Below are 15,413 nucleotides of genomic sequence, written 5' to 3'. Positions count from 1 at the left end.
GAGGAAACGAGATGACGCGCTACCTGTTGATGGCCGCCAGCGCGGCCCTGGTGCTTTGCGTATCCAGTGCCCAGGCTGCTCCGCCGGCCAATGTCACGTCGGCGGTGGCCGACGCAGCTCGCCCCGATACGGACAAGGTGCGAGATGTGGCGCGCAAGCCCGCGGAAATGCTTGAGTTCGCCGGGGTGAAGTCGGGCCAGACGGTCGGCGAAATTCTGCCGGGCGGGGGATACTTTACGCGTCTGCTGAGCAGCGCGGTCGGTCCCTCCGGCAAGATCTATGCGGGCGTGCCGGCCAACGACCTGGAGAAGGAAAAGACGGCTCTGGCCAAGGGCAACGTCCAGGTCGTGGCCCTGACCCCGACGTCGCTGGGCTTTCCCGAGCCGGTCGACGTGATCTTCACCGCCCAGAACTATCACGACTTCCACCTCAAGCGCCTGAACCTGGACGTCTCGGCGGTGAACAAATCGCTGTACGACGCCCTCAAGCCGGGCGGCGTCCTGGTCATCATCGACCATGCGGCGGTTCCCGGCTCGCCGGTCGAGGTGGCCGACACCCTTCACCGGATCGATCCGGCCATCGTCAAGCGCGAGGTCGAAGCGGCGGGCTTCAAATTCGTCGGGGAAAACAACGCGGTGCGGAACTCGTCCGACCCGAAGACGGCCATCGTCTTCGACCCCTCGATCCGTGGCAAGACCGACCAGTTCGTCTACAAATTCCAGAAGCCCAACTAGGGAAAAGACATGCGTATCGCGTTCATCGGCTTGGGAAACATGGGTGGCGGCATGGCCGCCAACCAGGCGAAGGCGGACCGCCAGGTCGCGGCCTTCGACCTCTCGGCCCAGGCGCTGGAACGCGCCAAGGCGGCGGGCTGCGCGCCCGTCGCCGATATCGCCGCGGCGGTGAAGGACGCCGACGCGGTGATCACCATGCTACCGGCCGGACCGCACGTGCGGAAGGTCTACGCCGAAGAGATACTGCCCAACGCCCCCAAGAGCGCCTTGCTGATCGACTGTTCGACCATCGACGTGGAAAGCGCCCGCGCGGTGGCTGAGCAAGCGAGGGCCGCCGGCTTCCGTTTCGCCGACGCTCCGGTCTCCGGCGGCACGGCGGCCGCCGACGCCGGGACCCTGGCGTTCATGGTCGGCTGCGACGAGGCCGACTTCGTCCAGGTCGAGATGGTGATCGGACCGATGGCGCGGGCGGTGATTCGGGCCGGAGACCATGGAGCGGGCCAAGCGGCCAAGATCTGCAACAACATGGTCCTGGGCATCTCGATGATCGGCGTGTGCGAGGCCATCGCCATGGCCGAGAAGCTCGGCCTCGATCCCGAGCGGTTCTTCGAGATCGCGTCGAAGTCCTCGGGCCAATGCTGGTCGATCACCAACTATTATCCCTGGCCAGGCCCAGTGGAGACCGCGCCGTCGAACCGCAACTACAGCGGCGGGTTCGCCACGGCGATGATGCTCAAGGACCTCAAGCTGGCCCAACAGGCGGCCGCGGCGGCCGGGGCGGCGACGCCCATGGGCGCTCAGGCAGAGGGACTCTATGCCCTATTTGACAGGCTCGGGTACGGAACTAAGGACTTTTCCGGAATTCTGCAGATGCTGCGCGGACGCTTACAAGAGCTGGATGGCTGATCACGAACCCTAGGTGCTCGCTTACGAAATCTGATCGATTGCGTATGACGAATTGTAGACAATCAAACCTAGCGGCGCGATAAGCCCGGCCAATTGCAAGGGGACCGTTCCGAACGCCGGAACGGATCAAGTCGATGGATTATAAGAACGCCTTCCAGACCGCACTCGGACAGATCCGTTCGGAAGGTCGCTATCGGGTGTTCGCCGACTTGAAGCGTCACCGCGGGCAATTCCCCCGCGCGACCTGGACCCAAACCGATGGTTCGCAGTCGGACGTCGTGGTCTGGTGCTCGAACGACTATCTCGGTCAGGGCCAGAACCCGATCGTCACCGACGCCATGCACAAGGCCATCGACGAGGCCGGCGCCGGCTCGGGCGGCACCCGCAACATCTCGGGCACCACGCACTATCACGTCGAGCTGGAGCATGAGCTCGCCGACCTGCACGGCAAGGAAGCCGCGCTGCTGTTCACCTCGGGCTATGTCTCGAACGAGGCCTCGCTCTCGACGCTCTACAAGATCCTGCCCGGCCTAATCATTTTCTCGGACGAGCTGAACCACAACTCGATGATCTCCGGCATTCGCGCCGGCGGCCGCGAGCAACGCCGGGTTTTCCGCCACAACGATCTTGAGCACCTCGAGCAGCTGCTGGCCGAGGCTCCGGCCGATGCGCCGAAGGTCATCGCCTTCGAGAGTGTCTATTCGATGGACGGCGACATCGCCGACATGAAGGCTACGGTCGCCCTGGCGAAGAAGTACGGCGCCATGACCTATCTGGACGAAGTCCATGCGGTCGGCATGTACGGCCCGCGCGGCGCCGGCGTCGCCGAGCGCGACGGCGTCATGGCCGAGATCGACATCATCGAAGGCACGCTGGGCAAGGCGTTCGGCGTCATGGGCGGCTACATCGCCGCCGACGCGGTGATCGTCGACGCGATCCGCAGCTATGCCGACGGCTTCATCTTCACCACCTCGATCCCTCCGGCCCTGGCGGCCGGGGCTGTGGCTTCGATCCGTTGGCTGAAGGAACACAACGAGGTCCGCGAGGCTCACCAAGCGCGCGCCGCGGCCCTGAAGGCTCGGCTGCTGAAGGCCGGCCTGCCGGTCATGCCGTCGGTCAGCCACATCGTCCCGGTGCTGGTGGGCGACGCCGTCCACTGCAAGATGATCTCGGACATTCTGCTGGCCGAACACGGCATCTATGTGCAGCCGATCAACTACCCGACGGTGCCGCGCGGCACCGAACGCTTGCGTTTCACGCCCTCGCCGGCCCATACCGACGAGATGATGGACGCTCTCGCTGAGGCGCTCGAGAAGCTCTGGGTCCACTGCAATATCGCCCGTGTCGGCGGGCAAGCAGCCTAAGGCCTACCTGTTTTGCACTTGTGAGCGAGGCTCGTCGGGCGCATACCCGCCGAGCCTCGAATATTTTCGGAGACCCTGCGGGTTCACTGATTTCCTGAATGCGGCCAGGCCGCGGACCTCATTTTCCCCGTCGTACGCCGCGGCCCAGGCCGATCTGCTTGGCGAAGTCGGATCTGCGCGCGGCGTATGCAGGCGCCACCATCGGATAGTCGGGCGGCAGGCCCCAGCGTCGGCGATAGTCCTCCGGGCTCATGTCGAAACGCGAGCGCAGGTAGCGCTTGAGCATCTTCAGCTTCTTACCGTCCTCCAGACAGACGATGTAGTCGTGCTGAATCGAGCGGCTGACAGGCACCGCGGGCTTGGGTTTTTCATCCAAGACGGGGGCCGGCGAGCGGTTGAGGCCTTCAAGGGCCCCATAGACGGACCTGATGATCTCCGGCACGGCGTCCGCAGAGACAGCGTTGCGGCTGACATAGGCGGCGACGATGTCCGCACCAAGCCGCATCAACTCCTCGCCCGAACGATCACCGGGCTCGGCTTCAATACTCATTCAGGACCCCCTGACAACGCCATGACGAACGGATGCGCCGCGCGGGCGCGCTCGCCTCCGTGGGGGTTGCAACGCTGCAGGCAGAAGTTCGTTCCATGCCGTTGGATCGTAGGTCCGATGGCGCTAAAGAGCGCACAACAGAGCGCTCGCCCCGCATTCGCGCCCTCAAGTTCCCGAAAGGCCCGCCCATGACCGTCCACGCCCAGACCCCCGCAGACGCCTTCTTCACCTCGTCCGTCGCCGACACCGACAAGGACATCGCCGCCGTCCTGGCAGGCGAACTGAAGCGCCAGCAGGATCAGATCGAGCTGATCGCCTCGGAAAACATCGTCTCGCGCGCGGTGATTGACGCCCAGGGCTCGGTGCTGACCAACAAGTACGCCGAAGGCTATCCGGGCAAGCGCTACTACGGCGGCTGCGAGGTCGTCGACGTGGCCGAGACGATCGCCATCGAGCGCGCCAAGCAGATCTTCGGATGCGAATACGCCAACGTGCAGCCGCACTCGGGCAGCCAGGCGAACCAGGCCGTGTTCATGGCCACCATGAGCCCAGGCGACACCTTCATGGGCATGGACCTGGCGGCGGGCGGCCACCTGACCCATGGCAAGAACGTCAACCAGTCGGGCAAGTGGTTCCGTCCGGTGGCCTATGGCGTGCGCCAGCAGGACCACCTGATCGACTACGACATGGCCGCCGAGGTCGCCCTGGCCGAGAAGCCGAAGGTGATCATCGCCGGCGGTTCGGCCTATAGCCGCCATATCGACTTCGCCCGCTTCAAGGAAATCGCCGACAGCGTCGATGCGCTCCTGATGGTCGACATCGCCCACTATGCGGGCCTCGTGGCGGGCGGCGTCTATCCGAACCCGTTCCCGCACGCGGACATCGTCACCACCACCACCCACAAGACCCTGCGCGGTCCGCGGGGCGGCATGATCCTGACCAACTCCAAGAAGCTGGCCAAAAAGATCGATTCGGCGGTGTTCCCCGGCCTGCAGGGCGGCCCCCTGATGCACGTGATCGCCGCCAAGGCGGTGGCCTTCGGCGAGGCGCTCAAGCCGGAGTTCGCGCAGTACGCCCGCCAGGTGGTGGATAACGCCCGGGCGCTGTCGGACAGCCTGCAGTCGGCCGGCTTCAAGATCGTCTCGAACGGCACCGACAGCCACCTGATGCTCGTCGACCTGACGCCAAAGGGCGTGTCGGGGGCCGACGCCGAGGTGGCGCTGGAGCGCGCGCACATCACCACCAACAAGAACGGGATTCCGTTCGACCCGCTGCCCCCGATGCAGACCTCGGGCCTGCGCGTCGGCACCCCGGCCGGCACCACCCGCGGCTTCGGCCCGGGCGAGTTCCGCCAAGTCGGGACCTGGATCGGCGAGGTCCTCGACGGTCTGGCCAAGGGCGGCGACAACAGCGCCGTGGAAGCCAGGGTCCGCGATGAGGTGCTGGCGCTGACGAAACGCTTCCCCATCTACGGTTAACCTCTGTATCTAGGGGTCGAATTGGCCGGAAGGGGCTAGATCATGCGGTGCCCGTTCTGCGGCCACGCCGAAAGTCAGGTGAAGGACAGCCGCCCGTCGGAAGACGGCGCGGCTATCCGCCGCCGCCGGTACTGTCCGGAATGCGAAGGCCGGTTCACGACCTTTGAGCGCGTGCAGTTGCGCGAACTCACCATCGTCAAGCGGTCCGGGCGGCGCGCGCCGTTCGACCGTGACAAGCTTGCCCGCTCGATCAGCCTGGCCACGCGCAAGCGGCCGATCGAGCCCGAGCGGATCGAGAAGATGATCTCGATCATCGTCCGCGAGCTGGAAAGCGTGGGCGAGACGGAGCTGCCGTCCTCGGCGGTTGGCGAGCTGATCATGAAGCACCTGAAGACGCTCGATGATGTGGCCTACGTCCGCTACGCCTCGGTCTATCGGGACTTCCGCGAGGCCGGCGAGTTCGCGACCTTCCTGGGCCAGGAGGGCCTGAGCGACGGCGACGAGGATGGGCGCTAGCGTCACCCTCAAGCTGGCGACGTCGCTGGACGGCCGGATCGCCACCGCGAGCGGCGAAAGCCGCTGGATCACCGGGCCGCAGGCGCGCCAGGCGGTGCATCAGCTCCGCGCTGAGCATGACGCCGTGGTTGTGGGCGTCGAGACGGCGCTGGCCGACGATCCCGAACTGACCGTGCGGCTGGACGGGTGGTCGGGTCCCCAGCCGGCCCGCGTGGTGCTCGACAGCCGCCAGCGACTGGCCGATGGCTGCAAGCTGGTGGCGAGCGCCCGTGAGATCCCGACCTATGTGATTTCCACCACCCCACCGCAGCCTCGCCTGGTCGACGCGGGCGTGCGGGTGCTGCAGGTCAAGGCGGTCGGCGAAGAGCGCCCGAAGTTGGATGACGTTGTGGCAGCCTTGGCGGAGCAGGGCCTGAACCGACTGTTTGTCGAGGGCGGCGGGCAGGTGGCGAGCAGCTTTCTGCGCTGTGGCCTGGTCGACAGGATCGAGTGGTTCCGCGCTCCAATGGTAATCGGCGGCGAGGGACGACCGGGCATCGGGGCCTTGGCCTTATCGGCGCTGGCCGATGCGCTGCGGCTGAGGCGAGTTGAAATCCGCGAGGTCGGCGACGACCTCTGGGAGCGTTACGAGAGGATCTGAATGTTCACCGGCATCGTCACTGATGTGGGCCGCGTTCGCGCCGTCCGCGAAACCAACCGCGACACGCGTTTCGAGATCGAGACCAGCTTCGACTTGTCGACCGTCGATATGGGCGCCTCGATCAGCCATGCCGGCTGTTGCCTGACCGTGGTGGAGAAGGGCGAGGGCTGGTTTGCTGTCGAAGTCTCGGGCGAGACTCTGGGGCTAACGAACCTGTCTCAGTGGAAGGAAGGCGACCCGGTTAACCTGGAGCGCGCGGCCCGGGTCGGCGACGAGCTGGGCGGCCACATCGTCTCCGGCCACGTAGACGGAGTCGGCGAGGTGATTTCGGTGGAATCCGAGGGCGGTTCACATCGGGTCAAAATCCGGGTTCCGCGGCCGCTGCACCGCTTCATCGCGCCGAAGGGTTCGATCGCTCTGGAGGGCGTCAGCCTGACCGTAAACGAGGTCGAGGACGACGTGTTCGGCGTCAATCTGATCCCGCATACATGGGATGTGACCACGCTGGGGCGGCTGAAACCCGGGTCCAAGGTCAATCTGGAGATCGACATGTTGGCTCGCTATCTCGCCCGCTGGCGAGAAACGGCCTAAAGGGTCCCTCCAAACAGAGACTGGAGCCCCATGCTCGAAGAAAAGATTCGCATCCTGATCGTCGAAGCCCGCTTCTACGACGACCTGGCCGACGAGATGCTGAAGGCCGCGGCCGACGTGATCACCGCGCACGATGCGGAATACGACGTCATCAGCGTGCCCGGCGCGCTGGAGATTCCTGGCGCGATCGCTATCGCGGAGGAGGGCGGCCACAAGCCCGCCGGCAAGCGCTACGACGGCTATGTCGCGCTCGGCACGGTGATCCGCGGCGAGACCTATCACTTCGAAATCGTCTCCAACGAGTCGGCGCGTGGCTTGATGGACCTGACGGTCGGCAAGCGCCTGGCGATCGGCAACGGCATCCTGACCGTCGAGGACGAGGACCAGGCCTGGGCGCGCGCCAAGGCCAGCGAAGGCGACAAAGGCGGCGGCGCCGCCCGCGCGGCGCTGGAAATGATCGCACTGAAGCGTCAACTGCTCGGACAGGCCCGATGAGCCGCAGCCAACGATCGATCGCCCGTCTGGCCGCGATCCAGGCGCTCTACCAGATGGAAGTCTCGGGCGTGGGCGTGGAGGCGGTGATCCGCGAGTTCACCGACCATCGCTTTGATCGCAACATCGAGGGCGATCCGGAAGGCGAGGGGGCTACCCTGGCCGCCGCCGACGAGGCGTTCTTCGCCGACCTGGTGCGCGGCGTCGTTGGCCATCAGCGCGAGATCGATGCGGCCGTGGTCAAGCGGTTGGCCGCCAACTGGCGTCTGGAGCGGCTGGACGCCACGGTGCGGGCGATCCTGCGCTCGGGCGTGTTCGAGCTGTCGCATCGGCCGGACGTGCCGACCGAGGTGGCGATCGACGAGTATGTCGAGCTGACCAAGTCCTTCTTCGACGGACCCGAGGCCGGTTTCGTCAATGGGGCGCTGGACGCGGTGGCCCGCGATGTCCGGGCCTGACGAGGCCCCCGACGAGTTCGGGCAGATCGCCCGGCTCTATCGGCCGCTGACCCGCGGAGCGCCCGAGGCGCTGGACCTGCTGGACGACGCGGCGGTGATCCCGTCGCGACCGGGTTTCGACTTGGTGGTGACCAAGGACGCCATGGTCGAGGGCGTGCACTTCCTGCCCGGCGAGGCCCCGGACCTGATCGCCCGCAAGCTGTTGCGGGTGAACCTGTCCGACCTCGCCGCCAAGGGGGCCGAGCCCTACGGCTACTTCCTGGCGACGGCCTGGTCGCCGACCTACGACTGGACGTCGCGGCAACGGTTCGCCGCCGGACTTGCCGAGGATGGCGAGGCGTTCGGGCTGGCGCTGCTGGGCGGCGATACCGTGTCGACCCCGGGGCCGCTGACCCTGTCGCTGACCATGCTGGGCTGGGTTCCGGCGGGGCGCATGGTGCGGCGGGCCGGGGCCAAGCCGGGCGACCTGGTGCTGGTTTCCGGCGTGGTCGGCGACGGCTGGCTTGGCCTGGCTGCGGCGCGAGGCGAGCTTGCGGACACCGATGGCTATCTGGCGGCCCGCTACCGGCTGCCGGAGCCCAGGCTCGAACTGCGTGAGCTGCTCAGGGTGCATGCCAGCGCCGCGGCGGACGTCTCCGATGGGCTGATCGCCGACTCCGGGCACATCGCCGAGGCGAGCAAAGTCGGCCTGCTCCTGGACCTCAATCACCTGCCATTGTCGGCGTCGGCGCGGGCCTGGCTCGACGAACAGCCCGACCGAGTCGCTGCGCTGGCGGCGCTGGCCTCCGGCGGCGACGACTACGAAGTCGTGTGCACCGCTCCGCGCTCGGCCGTCTCGGCGCTGGGCCTCACCGTGATCGGCGAGGTCGTCGCCGGCGACGGGGTCGAGGTGACGGTCGGCGGGCAGGAGGTCAGCGTCGCCGATGGCGGCTGGCGGCACCGCTAGGCCGCGAAAGTTTCCGGAAACCCTTGTGCGGTAAGGATCGCCACATGATCCGCCGCGCGCTCATCACCGGACTAGCCATGTTCGCCGCCACGAACGCCTTCGCTTCCGCCCCCGCCAAGGGCGAGAAGGCCGAGGAAAAGATCATTGGCCAGTACGTGGACATCTATCCGGTCGCCATGCCGATCGTCGCCGAGGGACGGCTTATCAACTACGTCTTCGTGACCATGCGGATCCAGCTGACCCAGACCGCTGACGCCCCCAAATGGCGGGCCAAGGAACCGTATTTCCGCGACGCCCTGGCGCGAATGGGGCACCGGACTTCGTTCGCCAACGCCAAGGACTACGCCAGCGTCGATGCGCCGCGGCTGACGGCGGCGTTCCAGCGCGAAGCCGTTGCGATCGCCGGTAAGGACGTCAAGAGCGTGGCCATTACCGCCCAAACTGCAAAGCAGCGCTTGGGCCTGCCCAAACCGGGTCCCACGCCGGCGCACGTCGAAATCCAGCCCTAAGCCAGCCTTGAGCTTGGCTGTCGTCGCGTAACCGCGGTCAACGGGACGTTGCGCGTCTCAGTTACAACTGGCAACGTCGCCCCCACCAATAAAGGGGCGGCGGATTCACGACGCTCCATTCGAGGGAAAAACGACAGGGCTAGAAGTGTCGCGCACCGCCCATCGTGGGCGGCGAGCGGCTCTTCGTGCAAATCGATAGGGGCGCTTAGAACATGAGTCTTACGCTTACGCTGGTGATCGCTGCCGGCCTATTGGCGGTGCTCTACGGCATCGTACGAACTGCTCAGTTGTTGCAGGCATCACCGGGAAATGCCCGCATGCAAGAGATCGCCGCGGCGATCCAGGAAGGGGCGCAGGCCTACCTGCGTCGTCAGTACACTGCTATCGCCATTGTCGGGGTCGTGGTCCTGATCGCTGCTGCTGTCCTGATCGGGCCGCTGGCTGCGGTGGGCTTCGCGATCGGCGCCATCCTGTCGGGCGCGGCGGGCTTCATCGGCATGCTGATCTCGGTAAGGGCCAACGTCCGCACGGCGCAGGCGTCCTCGGAGGGGCTGGCCAAGGGCCTGGCCCTAGCGTTCCAGTCGGGCGCGATCACCGGGATGCTGGTGGCCGGCTTCGCCCTGATCGGCGTGGCAGGCTATTACGCCATCCTGATCGGGCCGCTGGGCCATGAGAACACTAGCCGCGAAGTGGTCGACTCGCTGGTCGCGCTGGGCTTCGGCGCTTCGCTGATCTCGATCTTCGCCCGTCTGGGCGGCGGCATCTTCACCAAGGGCGCCGATGTCGGCGGCGATATGGTGGGCAAGGTCGAAGCCGGCATTCCGGAAGATGACCCCCGCAACGCCGCCACCATCGCCGACAACGTCGGCGACAACGTGGGCGACTGCGCCGGCATGGCCGCGGACCTGTTCGAAACCTATGCGGTGACCACGGTCGCCACCATGGTCCTGGCGGCGATCTTCTTCCGCGGGACCGACATCGTCAGCAACATGATGCTGCTGCCGCTGGCGATCTGCGGGGTGTGCATCATCACCTCGATCATCGGCACTTTTGGCGTCCGCCTGGGCAAGTCCAACAACATCATGGGCGCGCTCTATCAGGGACTGATCATCACCGGGGTGCTGTCGGTGGCGGCGATCTACTGGGTGGTGACCTCGCTGGTCCCCGATGCGCTGACGGTCGGCGACAAGACCTTCGGCGCCATGAGCCTGTTCTGGTGCGGCATCGCCGGCTTGGTGGTGACGGCGCTGATCGTCGTGATCACCGAGTACTACACCGGCACCGGCTTCCGTCCGGTGAAGTCGGTGGCCAAGGCCAGCGTCTCCGGCCATGGCACCAACGTCATCCAGGGCCTGGCCATGTCGCTCGAATCCACCGCGGCTCCGGCCCTGGTGATCGTGGTTGGCATCATCGTCACCTACGGCCTGGCGGGCCTGTTCGGCATCGCCATCGCCACGACGGCCATGCTGTCGCTGGCGGGCTTCATCGTCGCGCTGGACGCCTTTGGTCCGGTCACCGACAACGCCGGCGGCATCGCCGAAATGGCCGGCCTGCCGCCCGAGGTCCGGGTCACCACCGACGCCCTCGACGCGGTCGGCAACACCACCAAGGCGGTCACCAAGGGCTATGCGATCGGTTCGGCCGGTCTTGGCGCTCTGGTGCTGTTCGCGGCCTACACCGAAGACCTGAAGTACTTCGCCGCCAGCGCTACGCCGGGGTCGTTCTTCGACGGCCTTGGCGCGGTGGCCTTCGACCTCTCCAACCCCTACGTGGTGGTCGGCCTGCTGATCGGGGGGCTGCTGCCCTTCCTGTTCGGCGGCATGTCGATGACCGCGGTGGGCCGGGCAGCCGAGTCCGTCGTCGCCGAGGTGCGGCGTCAGTTCAAGGAAAACCCCGGCATCATGACCGGGGAGGTAAAGCCGGAGTACGGCCGGGCCGTGGACATCCTCACCAAGGCGGCGATCAAGGAGATGATTGTCCCCTCGCTGCTGCCAGTGTTCTCCCCGATCGTGCTGTTCATCATCATCAACATCATCGCAGGCAAGGTGAATGCGTTCGCCAGCCTCGGCGCCATGCTGATGGGCGTGATCGTGACGGGCCTGTTCGTCGCCATCTCGATGACCTCGGGCGGCGGGGCGTGGGACAACGCCAAGAAGCTGATCGAAGAAGGCCACTACGGCGGCAAGGGCTCCGAAGCCCACAAGGCCGCGGTGACCGGCGACACCGTCGGCGACCCCTACAAGGACACGGCCGGCCCCGCCGTGAACCCGATGATCAAGATCACCAACATCGTGGCTCTGCTGCTGCTGGCGGTCCTGGCCAACGGGGTGGTCGGCTAGTCCGTCCGACTACAATCAGACATGCGAAGGCCCCGGAGAGCGATCTCCGGGGCCTTTTGCTTCTGGTCTGCGGCTGTGAGCCTAGCGCTGGTCGCCCGGGCGGGTGCCGGGCAGGCCCTCGTCCTGGTTGGGCATCATGGTGCCGCGGCCGACGTTGCCGAGCAGCTGCTCGAGGATGGTCAGCTCGCGACCGCGAGTCGGGGTCTCCCGACCGTTGAAGGCGATGACCTTACCGTCCTTCAAGGTCATGGTGTCGACGGCCTTCACGACCTCCGTCTCCTTGTCGAAGGTCACGGCCACGACGTTGCGGGCGGTAATGACCGGGCGACGGAAGGCGACCTTCTCCTTGATCTGGTCGATGTAGAACCAGACGTTGGGGTCGAAGGTGGAGGTGGCCGACGGCGAGCCGAGGCTGGCGCGAACGGTGGACTTGGTGTCGGCGCCGACCTTGACGTCCTTCGGGTTGGCCTCGATGGCCTGGAACCCGGAATAGGTGGTGATGGGCGCGCAGGCGCTGGCGGAGGTCAGCAGACCGGCGGCGAGTGCGGCATAAGCGACGCGGCGAAACATGTGCGAACCGGACCTGTTCAATTCTTCGAGGCTTTGACCTATCGCTCGCCGCCCCTTAGTTCAATGCCGCCTGTATCTGCGCCTGACGGCGAAATCGAGGCCGAGATGTTTCTGGACCGCTTCTTCCGCCCCCGCATGACCCTGGCGAACGGCCAGAAGCTGTATGCCGGCGTGGTGGCGCAGGCCCGCTTGCCGGCGCTCTACGAGGCTTATGGCGTCCCCGATACCGTGGAGGGCCGATTCGAGCTCTACACCGTCCACGTCTTCCTGCTGCTGGATCGCCTTCGCGGCCAAGGGAATCGCGCCAGCGAAACCTCACAGGCGCTTTTCGACACCTATCTCAGCGCGCTGGACGACGCGCTGCGCGAAATGGGGGTCGGGGACCTCTCGGTGGGCAAGAAGATGCGCAAGTTGGGCGAGGCCTTCTACGGCCGCGTGAAATCCTACGAGTCGGCGTTTGCGGCCTTGCCGCAGACAGACCACCTGCATGCGCTGCTAGGACGCACGGTCTATGCGCAGGGCGGGGGGGAGAACGTGGCCAAGCTTGGCGAATACGTGCTGCGCCAGCGCGGCGAGCTCGCCGACCAGAAACTGGACAGGCTGCTGGACGGCCAAGCGGCCTGGGGGCAGGCGTGAGCGCCTGGCGCCATGTGATCCGACTGGCGGATCTCGGCCGGGGCCCGGTCTCCGTCACCCTGGAGCCTGACGAGGCGGTTCGCGCCGAGCTGGCGAAGTCCCTGGCGATCGAGAGCCTGCCGATGCTGCGGGCCCGGCTGCATCTCCGGCCGTGGCTGGACGGGGCCGAGATCACCGGACGATTCCAGGCCCGGGTCGAACAGATCTGCGGCGTTACCCTCGATCCGTTCGAGAGCGAGCTCGACGGCGATCTCGACGTAAAGGTCGTGCCGGCCGGAAGCCCGAACGCGCCGATCGATTCGGGCGGCGGTGAGATGGAGATGGATCTCGAAGCGGCCGATCCCCCGGACGTGCTCGACAGCGAGGAAATCGACCTTGCGGCCTATCTGGTGGAGCATCTTGCTCTGGAGATCGATCCCTTTCCGCGCAAGCCGGGGGCGGAGTTCGACTACACGCCCGACGCTCCCGAGGAATCGCCTTTCGCAGTCCTGAAGAAACTGAAGGATGGCGATGCGTGATCGGGTCTATGTTTGCATCAGGGCACCTCGCCCCATATCCTCGCCCTGCTTGCGGCGCGAAGCTGTAAGAGATTGAGCGGCGCTGTGGCGAATTCCCTGGTCATTTCGATTGATGCAATGGGGGGCGATCACGGCCCCTCGGTCGTGGTTCCCGGCGTGGCGTTGGCCGCTGCGGAAGCCCCCGACCTAAGATTCCAGCTACACGGAGACGAGGCGGCAATCGCCGCCGAGCTCGCCAAGCATGGCTCCCTCAAGGAGCGCGTGGAGATTCGCCACGCTGATCGTGTCGTCGCCATGGACGAGAAGCCGGCCCAGGCGCTTCGCCGCGGCAAGGGCACCTCCATGTGGGGTGCGATCGACGCTGTGAAGACCGGCCAGGCCCAAGCCGCGGTGTCGGCAGGCAATACCGGTGCTCTCATGGCCATCTCGCTGCTGATCCTGAGGATGAGCGTCGATGTGGATCGTCCCTGCCTGGTCGTCGGATGGCCGGGGGTTAAGGGCGTCACCACGGTGCTGGACGTCGGGGCGAACGTGGATTGCGACGCCGAGCGTTTGGTCGAGTTCGCCATCCTCGGCGAAGCTTTCCACCGCGCCGCCCATGGCGTGCCGCGGCCGACCGTCGGGCTGCTGAACGTCGGCTCCGAGGACATGAAAGGCCACGAGGAGGTGCGCCAGGCACACGCCATCCTGCGCGGCGGCAAGTTCGATCTCGATTATCGCGGCTTCGTCGAGGGCGATGAGCTGTTCCAGAACAAGGTCGATGTCGTGGTCACTGACGGGTTCACGGGCAATGTCGCCCTGAAGACCGCCGAGGGCGCCGCCAAGTACATCGGCGGCGAACTGCGCAACGCCCTGACCAGTTCGCTCACCAGCAAGCTCGGCGCTCTGATGGCCCGGTCGGGCCTGCTCAAGTTCCGCGAGAAACTGAGCCCTGACGCCGCCGCGCCGCTCCTTGGCCTCAATGGCGTGGTGGTGAAGAGCCATGGGGGCGCGTCGGCCCGGGATATCGCCGCAGCGATCCGAATGGCCGCGAAGCTCGCGCAAAGCGACTTCGCAGCGGAGATCGAACGGAATATGACGCGCCTGACCGCAGCGGTGGCCGAACAGCAGCCGCCGGCCGTGGATGGAGCCGCCTGAGTGACCAAAGTTCTGCGTAGCGTCGTGACCGGCGTCGGGGGCTATCTGCCCGACGAGATCGTCACCAATAGCGATCTAGCCAAGGTCGTCGACACCTCTGATGAGTGGATCGTGGAGCGGACCGGCATCCGGCAGCGCCACCGCGCGGCCCCCGACCAGCCTGTCTCGGATCTGGCTGTAGAGGCGGCAAGGCGGGCGCTGGAAGCGGCTGGCAAGACCCCGGCCGACGTTGACCTGATCATCGTGGCGACGACGACGCCGGATCTGACCTTCCCGGCGACGGCGACTATCGTTCAGCGCAAGCTGGGCTGCCCGGTCGGTGTGGCCTTCGACGTTCAGGCTGTGTGCTCGGGATTCGTTTACGCGCTGTCGACCGCCGACGGCTTCGTGGCCCGCGGCCGCTCCAAGTGCGCCCTGGTGATCGGGGCCGAGACCATGACCCGGCTGATGGACTGGAACGACCGCGGCACCTGCGTGCTGTTCGGCGACGGGGCTGGCGCAGTCGTGCTTGAGCCGCAGGAAGGCGAGGGAACGACAGCCGACCGCGGTCTGCTGGGTTTCGCCCTGCGCGCGGATGGGACCAAGCAGGATCTGCTGTTCGTTGATGGCGGCGTCTCGACCAACGGTCAGATCGGCCATCTGCGGATGCAGGGCAACCAGGTCTTCCGCCACGCCGTGGTGAACATTTCCGAGGCGATCTTCGCCGCCGCAGCGGACGCGGGCATCGACGTGGCTGAGGTGGACTGGTTTATCCCGCACCAGGCCAACCAGCGGATCCTCGAAGGCGTGGCCAAGCGGGTGGGTATCCACGAGGGCAAGGTCGTCTCCACCGTCTCCGAACACGCCAACACTTCGGCGGCGTCGATTCCGCTGGCCTGGTGGAAGGCGACGGTCGATGGCCGCATCAAGCCGGGGCAGATGCTGCTGCTCGAGGCCATGGGCGGCGGCCTCACCTGGGGCGCCTGCGTGGTGCGCCTCTAGCCGTTGTTGCGAGACACTTGCGTCTGCAGCCCTTAGGGGCGAGGGTGC

At 66.3% G+C, this 15,413-nt stretch carries 18 protein-coding genes; 16 read left to right on the top strand and 2 right to left on the bottom strand.

The window, feature by feature from the left end:
• Positions 1-11 precede the first annotated feature (11 nt).
• The 3 genes from AC1DQJ_RS04755 (at position 12) to hemA (ending at position 3,004) form a co-directional block, all read left to right on the top strand.
• Positions 12-734, top strand: a complete 723-nt coding sequence (locus tag AC1DQJ_RS04755) for a class I SAM-dependent methyltransferase (RefSeq protein WP_477600769.1) — start codon at positions 12-14, stop codon at positions 732-734.
• Positions 735-743: 9 nt separating this feature from the next.
• Complete coding sequence (mmsB, locus tag AC1DQJ_RS04750; RefSeq protein WP_477600767.1) at positions 744-1,640, top strand: 3-hydroxyisobutyrate dehydrogenase; 897 nt, start codon at positions 744-746, stop codon at positions 1,638-1,640.
• Positions 1,641-1,774: 134 nt separating this feature from the next.
• Entirely contained in the window at positions 1,775-3,004 is a 1,230-nt protein-coding gene (gene hemA, locus AC1DQJ_RS04745) for a 5-aminolevulinate synthase (protein WP_477600765.1), read from the top strand.
• 118 nt (positions 3,005-3,122) lie between these two features.
• Here the strand turns inward: hemA and AC1DQJ_RS04740 are convergent, their stop codons facing one another.
• Positions 3,123-3,554 (bottom strand): Ros/MucR family transcriptional regulator, encoded by a 432-nt coding sequence (locus tag AC1DQJ_RS04740; protein WP_477600763.1) that lies wholly within the window; start codon positions 3,552-3,554, stop codon positions 3,123-3,125.
• Between the two features lie 188 nt (positions 3,555-3,742).
• Here AC1DQJ_RS04740 and glyA point away from each other — a divergent pair, with 188 nt between their 5' ends.
• From glyA to AC1DQJ_RS04695, 9 genes are all read left to right on the top strand, one after another.
• Positions 3,743-5,032, top strand: coding sequence for a serine hydroxymethyltransferase (gene glyA / locus AC1DQJ_RS04735; protein ID WP_477600761.1), 1,290 nt, complete (start codon positions 3,743-3,745; stop codon positions 5,030-5,032).
• 42 nt (positions 5,033-5,074) lie between these two features.
• Positions 5,075-5,548, top strand: a complete 474-nt coding sequence (gene nrdR, locus AC1DQJ_RS04730; RefSeq protein ID WP_477600759.1) for a transcriptional regulator NrdR — start codon at positions 5,075-5,077, stop codon at positions 5,546-5,548.
• Positions 5,538-6,188, top strand: coding sequence for a RibD family protein (locus AC1DQJ_RS04725; RefSeq protein WP_477600757.1), 651 nt, complete (start codon positions 5,538-5,540; stop codon positions 6,186-6,188). The genes nrdR and AC1DQJ_RS04725 overlap by 11 nt, the downstream gene beginning before the upstream one ends.
• Positions 6,189-6,779, top strand: coding sequence for a riboflavin synthase (locus tag AC1DQJ_RS04720; RefSeq protein ID WP_477600755.1), 591 nt, complete (start codon positions 6,189-6,191; stop codon positions 6,777-6,779).
• Between the two features lie 30 nt (positions 6,780-6,809).
• Complete coding sequence (gene ribH, locus AC1DQJ_RS04715) at positions 6,810-7,274, top strand: 6,7-dimethyl-8-ribityllumazine synthase (protein WP_477600753.1); 465 nt, start codon at positions 6,810-6,812, stop codon at positions 7,272-7,274.
• Positions 7,271-7,729 carry a transcription antitermination factor NusB gene (gene nusB, locus AC1DQJ_RS04710; RefSeq protein WP_477600751.1) on the top strand — a complete coding sequence of 153 codons (459 nt, stop codon included), beginning with the start codon at positions 7,271-7,273 and terminating at the stop codon, positions 7,727-7,729. The genes ribH and nusB overlap by 4 nt, the downstream gene beginning before the upstream one ends.
• Complete coding sequence (gene thiL, locus AC1DQJ_RS04705; protein ID WP_477600749.1) at positions 7,716-8,675, top strand: thiamine-phosphate kinase; 960 nt, start codon at positions 7,716-7,718, stop codon at positions 8,673-8,675. The genes nusB and thiL overlap by 14 nt, the downstream gene beginning before the upstream one ends.
• A gap of 44 nt (positions 8,676-8,719) precedes the next feature.
• Positions 8,720-9,184 (top strand): hypothetical protein, encoded by a 465-nt coding sequence (locus tag AC1DQJ_RS04700; protein WP_477600747.1) that lies wholly within the window; start codon positions 8,720-8,722, stop codon positions 9,182-9,184.
• A 212-nt stretch (positions 9,185-9,396) separates the two neighbouring features.
• On the top strand, positions 9,397-11,523 hold the full coding sequence (locus AC1DQJ_RS04695; RefSeq protein WP_477600745.1) for a sodium-translocating pyrophosphatase: 2,127 nt from the start codon (positions 9,397-9,399) through the stop codon (positions 11,521-11,523).
• 81 nt (positions 11,524-11,604) lie between these two features.
• Here the strand turns inward: AC1DQJ_RS04695 and AC1DQJ_RS04690 are convergent, their stop codons facing one another.
• The gene (locus AC1DQJ_RS04690) at positions 11,605-12,093 is read right to left on the bottom strand and encodes an outer membrane protein assembly factor BamE (RefSeq protein ID WP_477600743.1); all 489 of its coding nucleotides are present in this window, start codon (positions 12,091-12,093) and stop codon (positions 11,605-11,607) included.
• A gap of 105 nt (positions 12,094-12,198) precedes the next feature.
• On the opposite strand from AC1DQJ_RS04690, the gene AC1DQJ_RS04685 reads away from it, so the two are divergent.
• From AC1DQJ_RS04685 to AC1DQJ_RS04670, 4 genes are all read left to right on the top strand, one after another.
• Entirely contained in the window at positions 12,199-12,729 is a 531-nt protein-coding gene (locus tag AC1DQJ_RS04685) for a ubiquinol-cytochrome C chaperone family protein (RefSeq protein ID WP_477600741.1), read from the top strand.
• Positions 12,726-13,247, top strand: a complete 522-nt coding sequence (locus AC1DQJ_RS04680) for a YceD family protein (protein ID WP_477600739.1) — start codon at positions 12,726-12,728, stop codon at positions 13,245-13,247. Before AC1DQJ_RS04685 ends, AC1DQJ_RS04680 begins: the two co-directional genes overlap by 4 nt.
• Positions 13,248-13,331: 84 nt before the next feature.
• Positions 13,332-14,384 (top strand): phosphate acyltransferase PlsX, encoded by a 1,053-nt coding sequence (gene plsX, locus AC1DQJ_RS04675; RefSeq protein WP_477600737.1) that lies wholly within the window; start codon positions 13,332-13,334, stop codon positions 14,382-14,384.
• Complete coding sequence (locus tag AC1DQJ_RS04670; RefSeq protein WP_477600735.1) at positions 14,385-15,365, top strand: beta-ketoacyl-ACP synthase III; 981 nt, start codon at positions 14,385-14,387, stop codon at positions 15,363-15,365.
• The last annotated feature ends 48 nt before the right edge of the window (positions 15,366-15,413 follow it).

The organism is Phenylobacterium sp. P4_E10 (genome assembly GCF_056401675.1).
The sequence above is the reverse complement of the archived record's forward strand: the minus strand, read 5'-3'. Positions and strand labels throughout refer to the sequence as shown.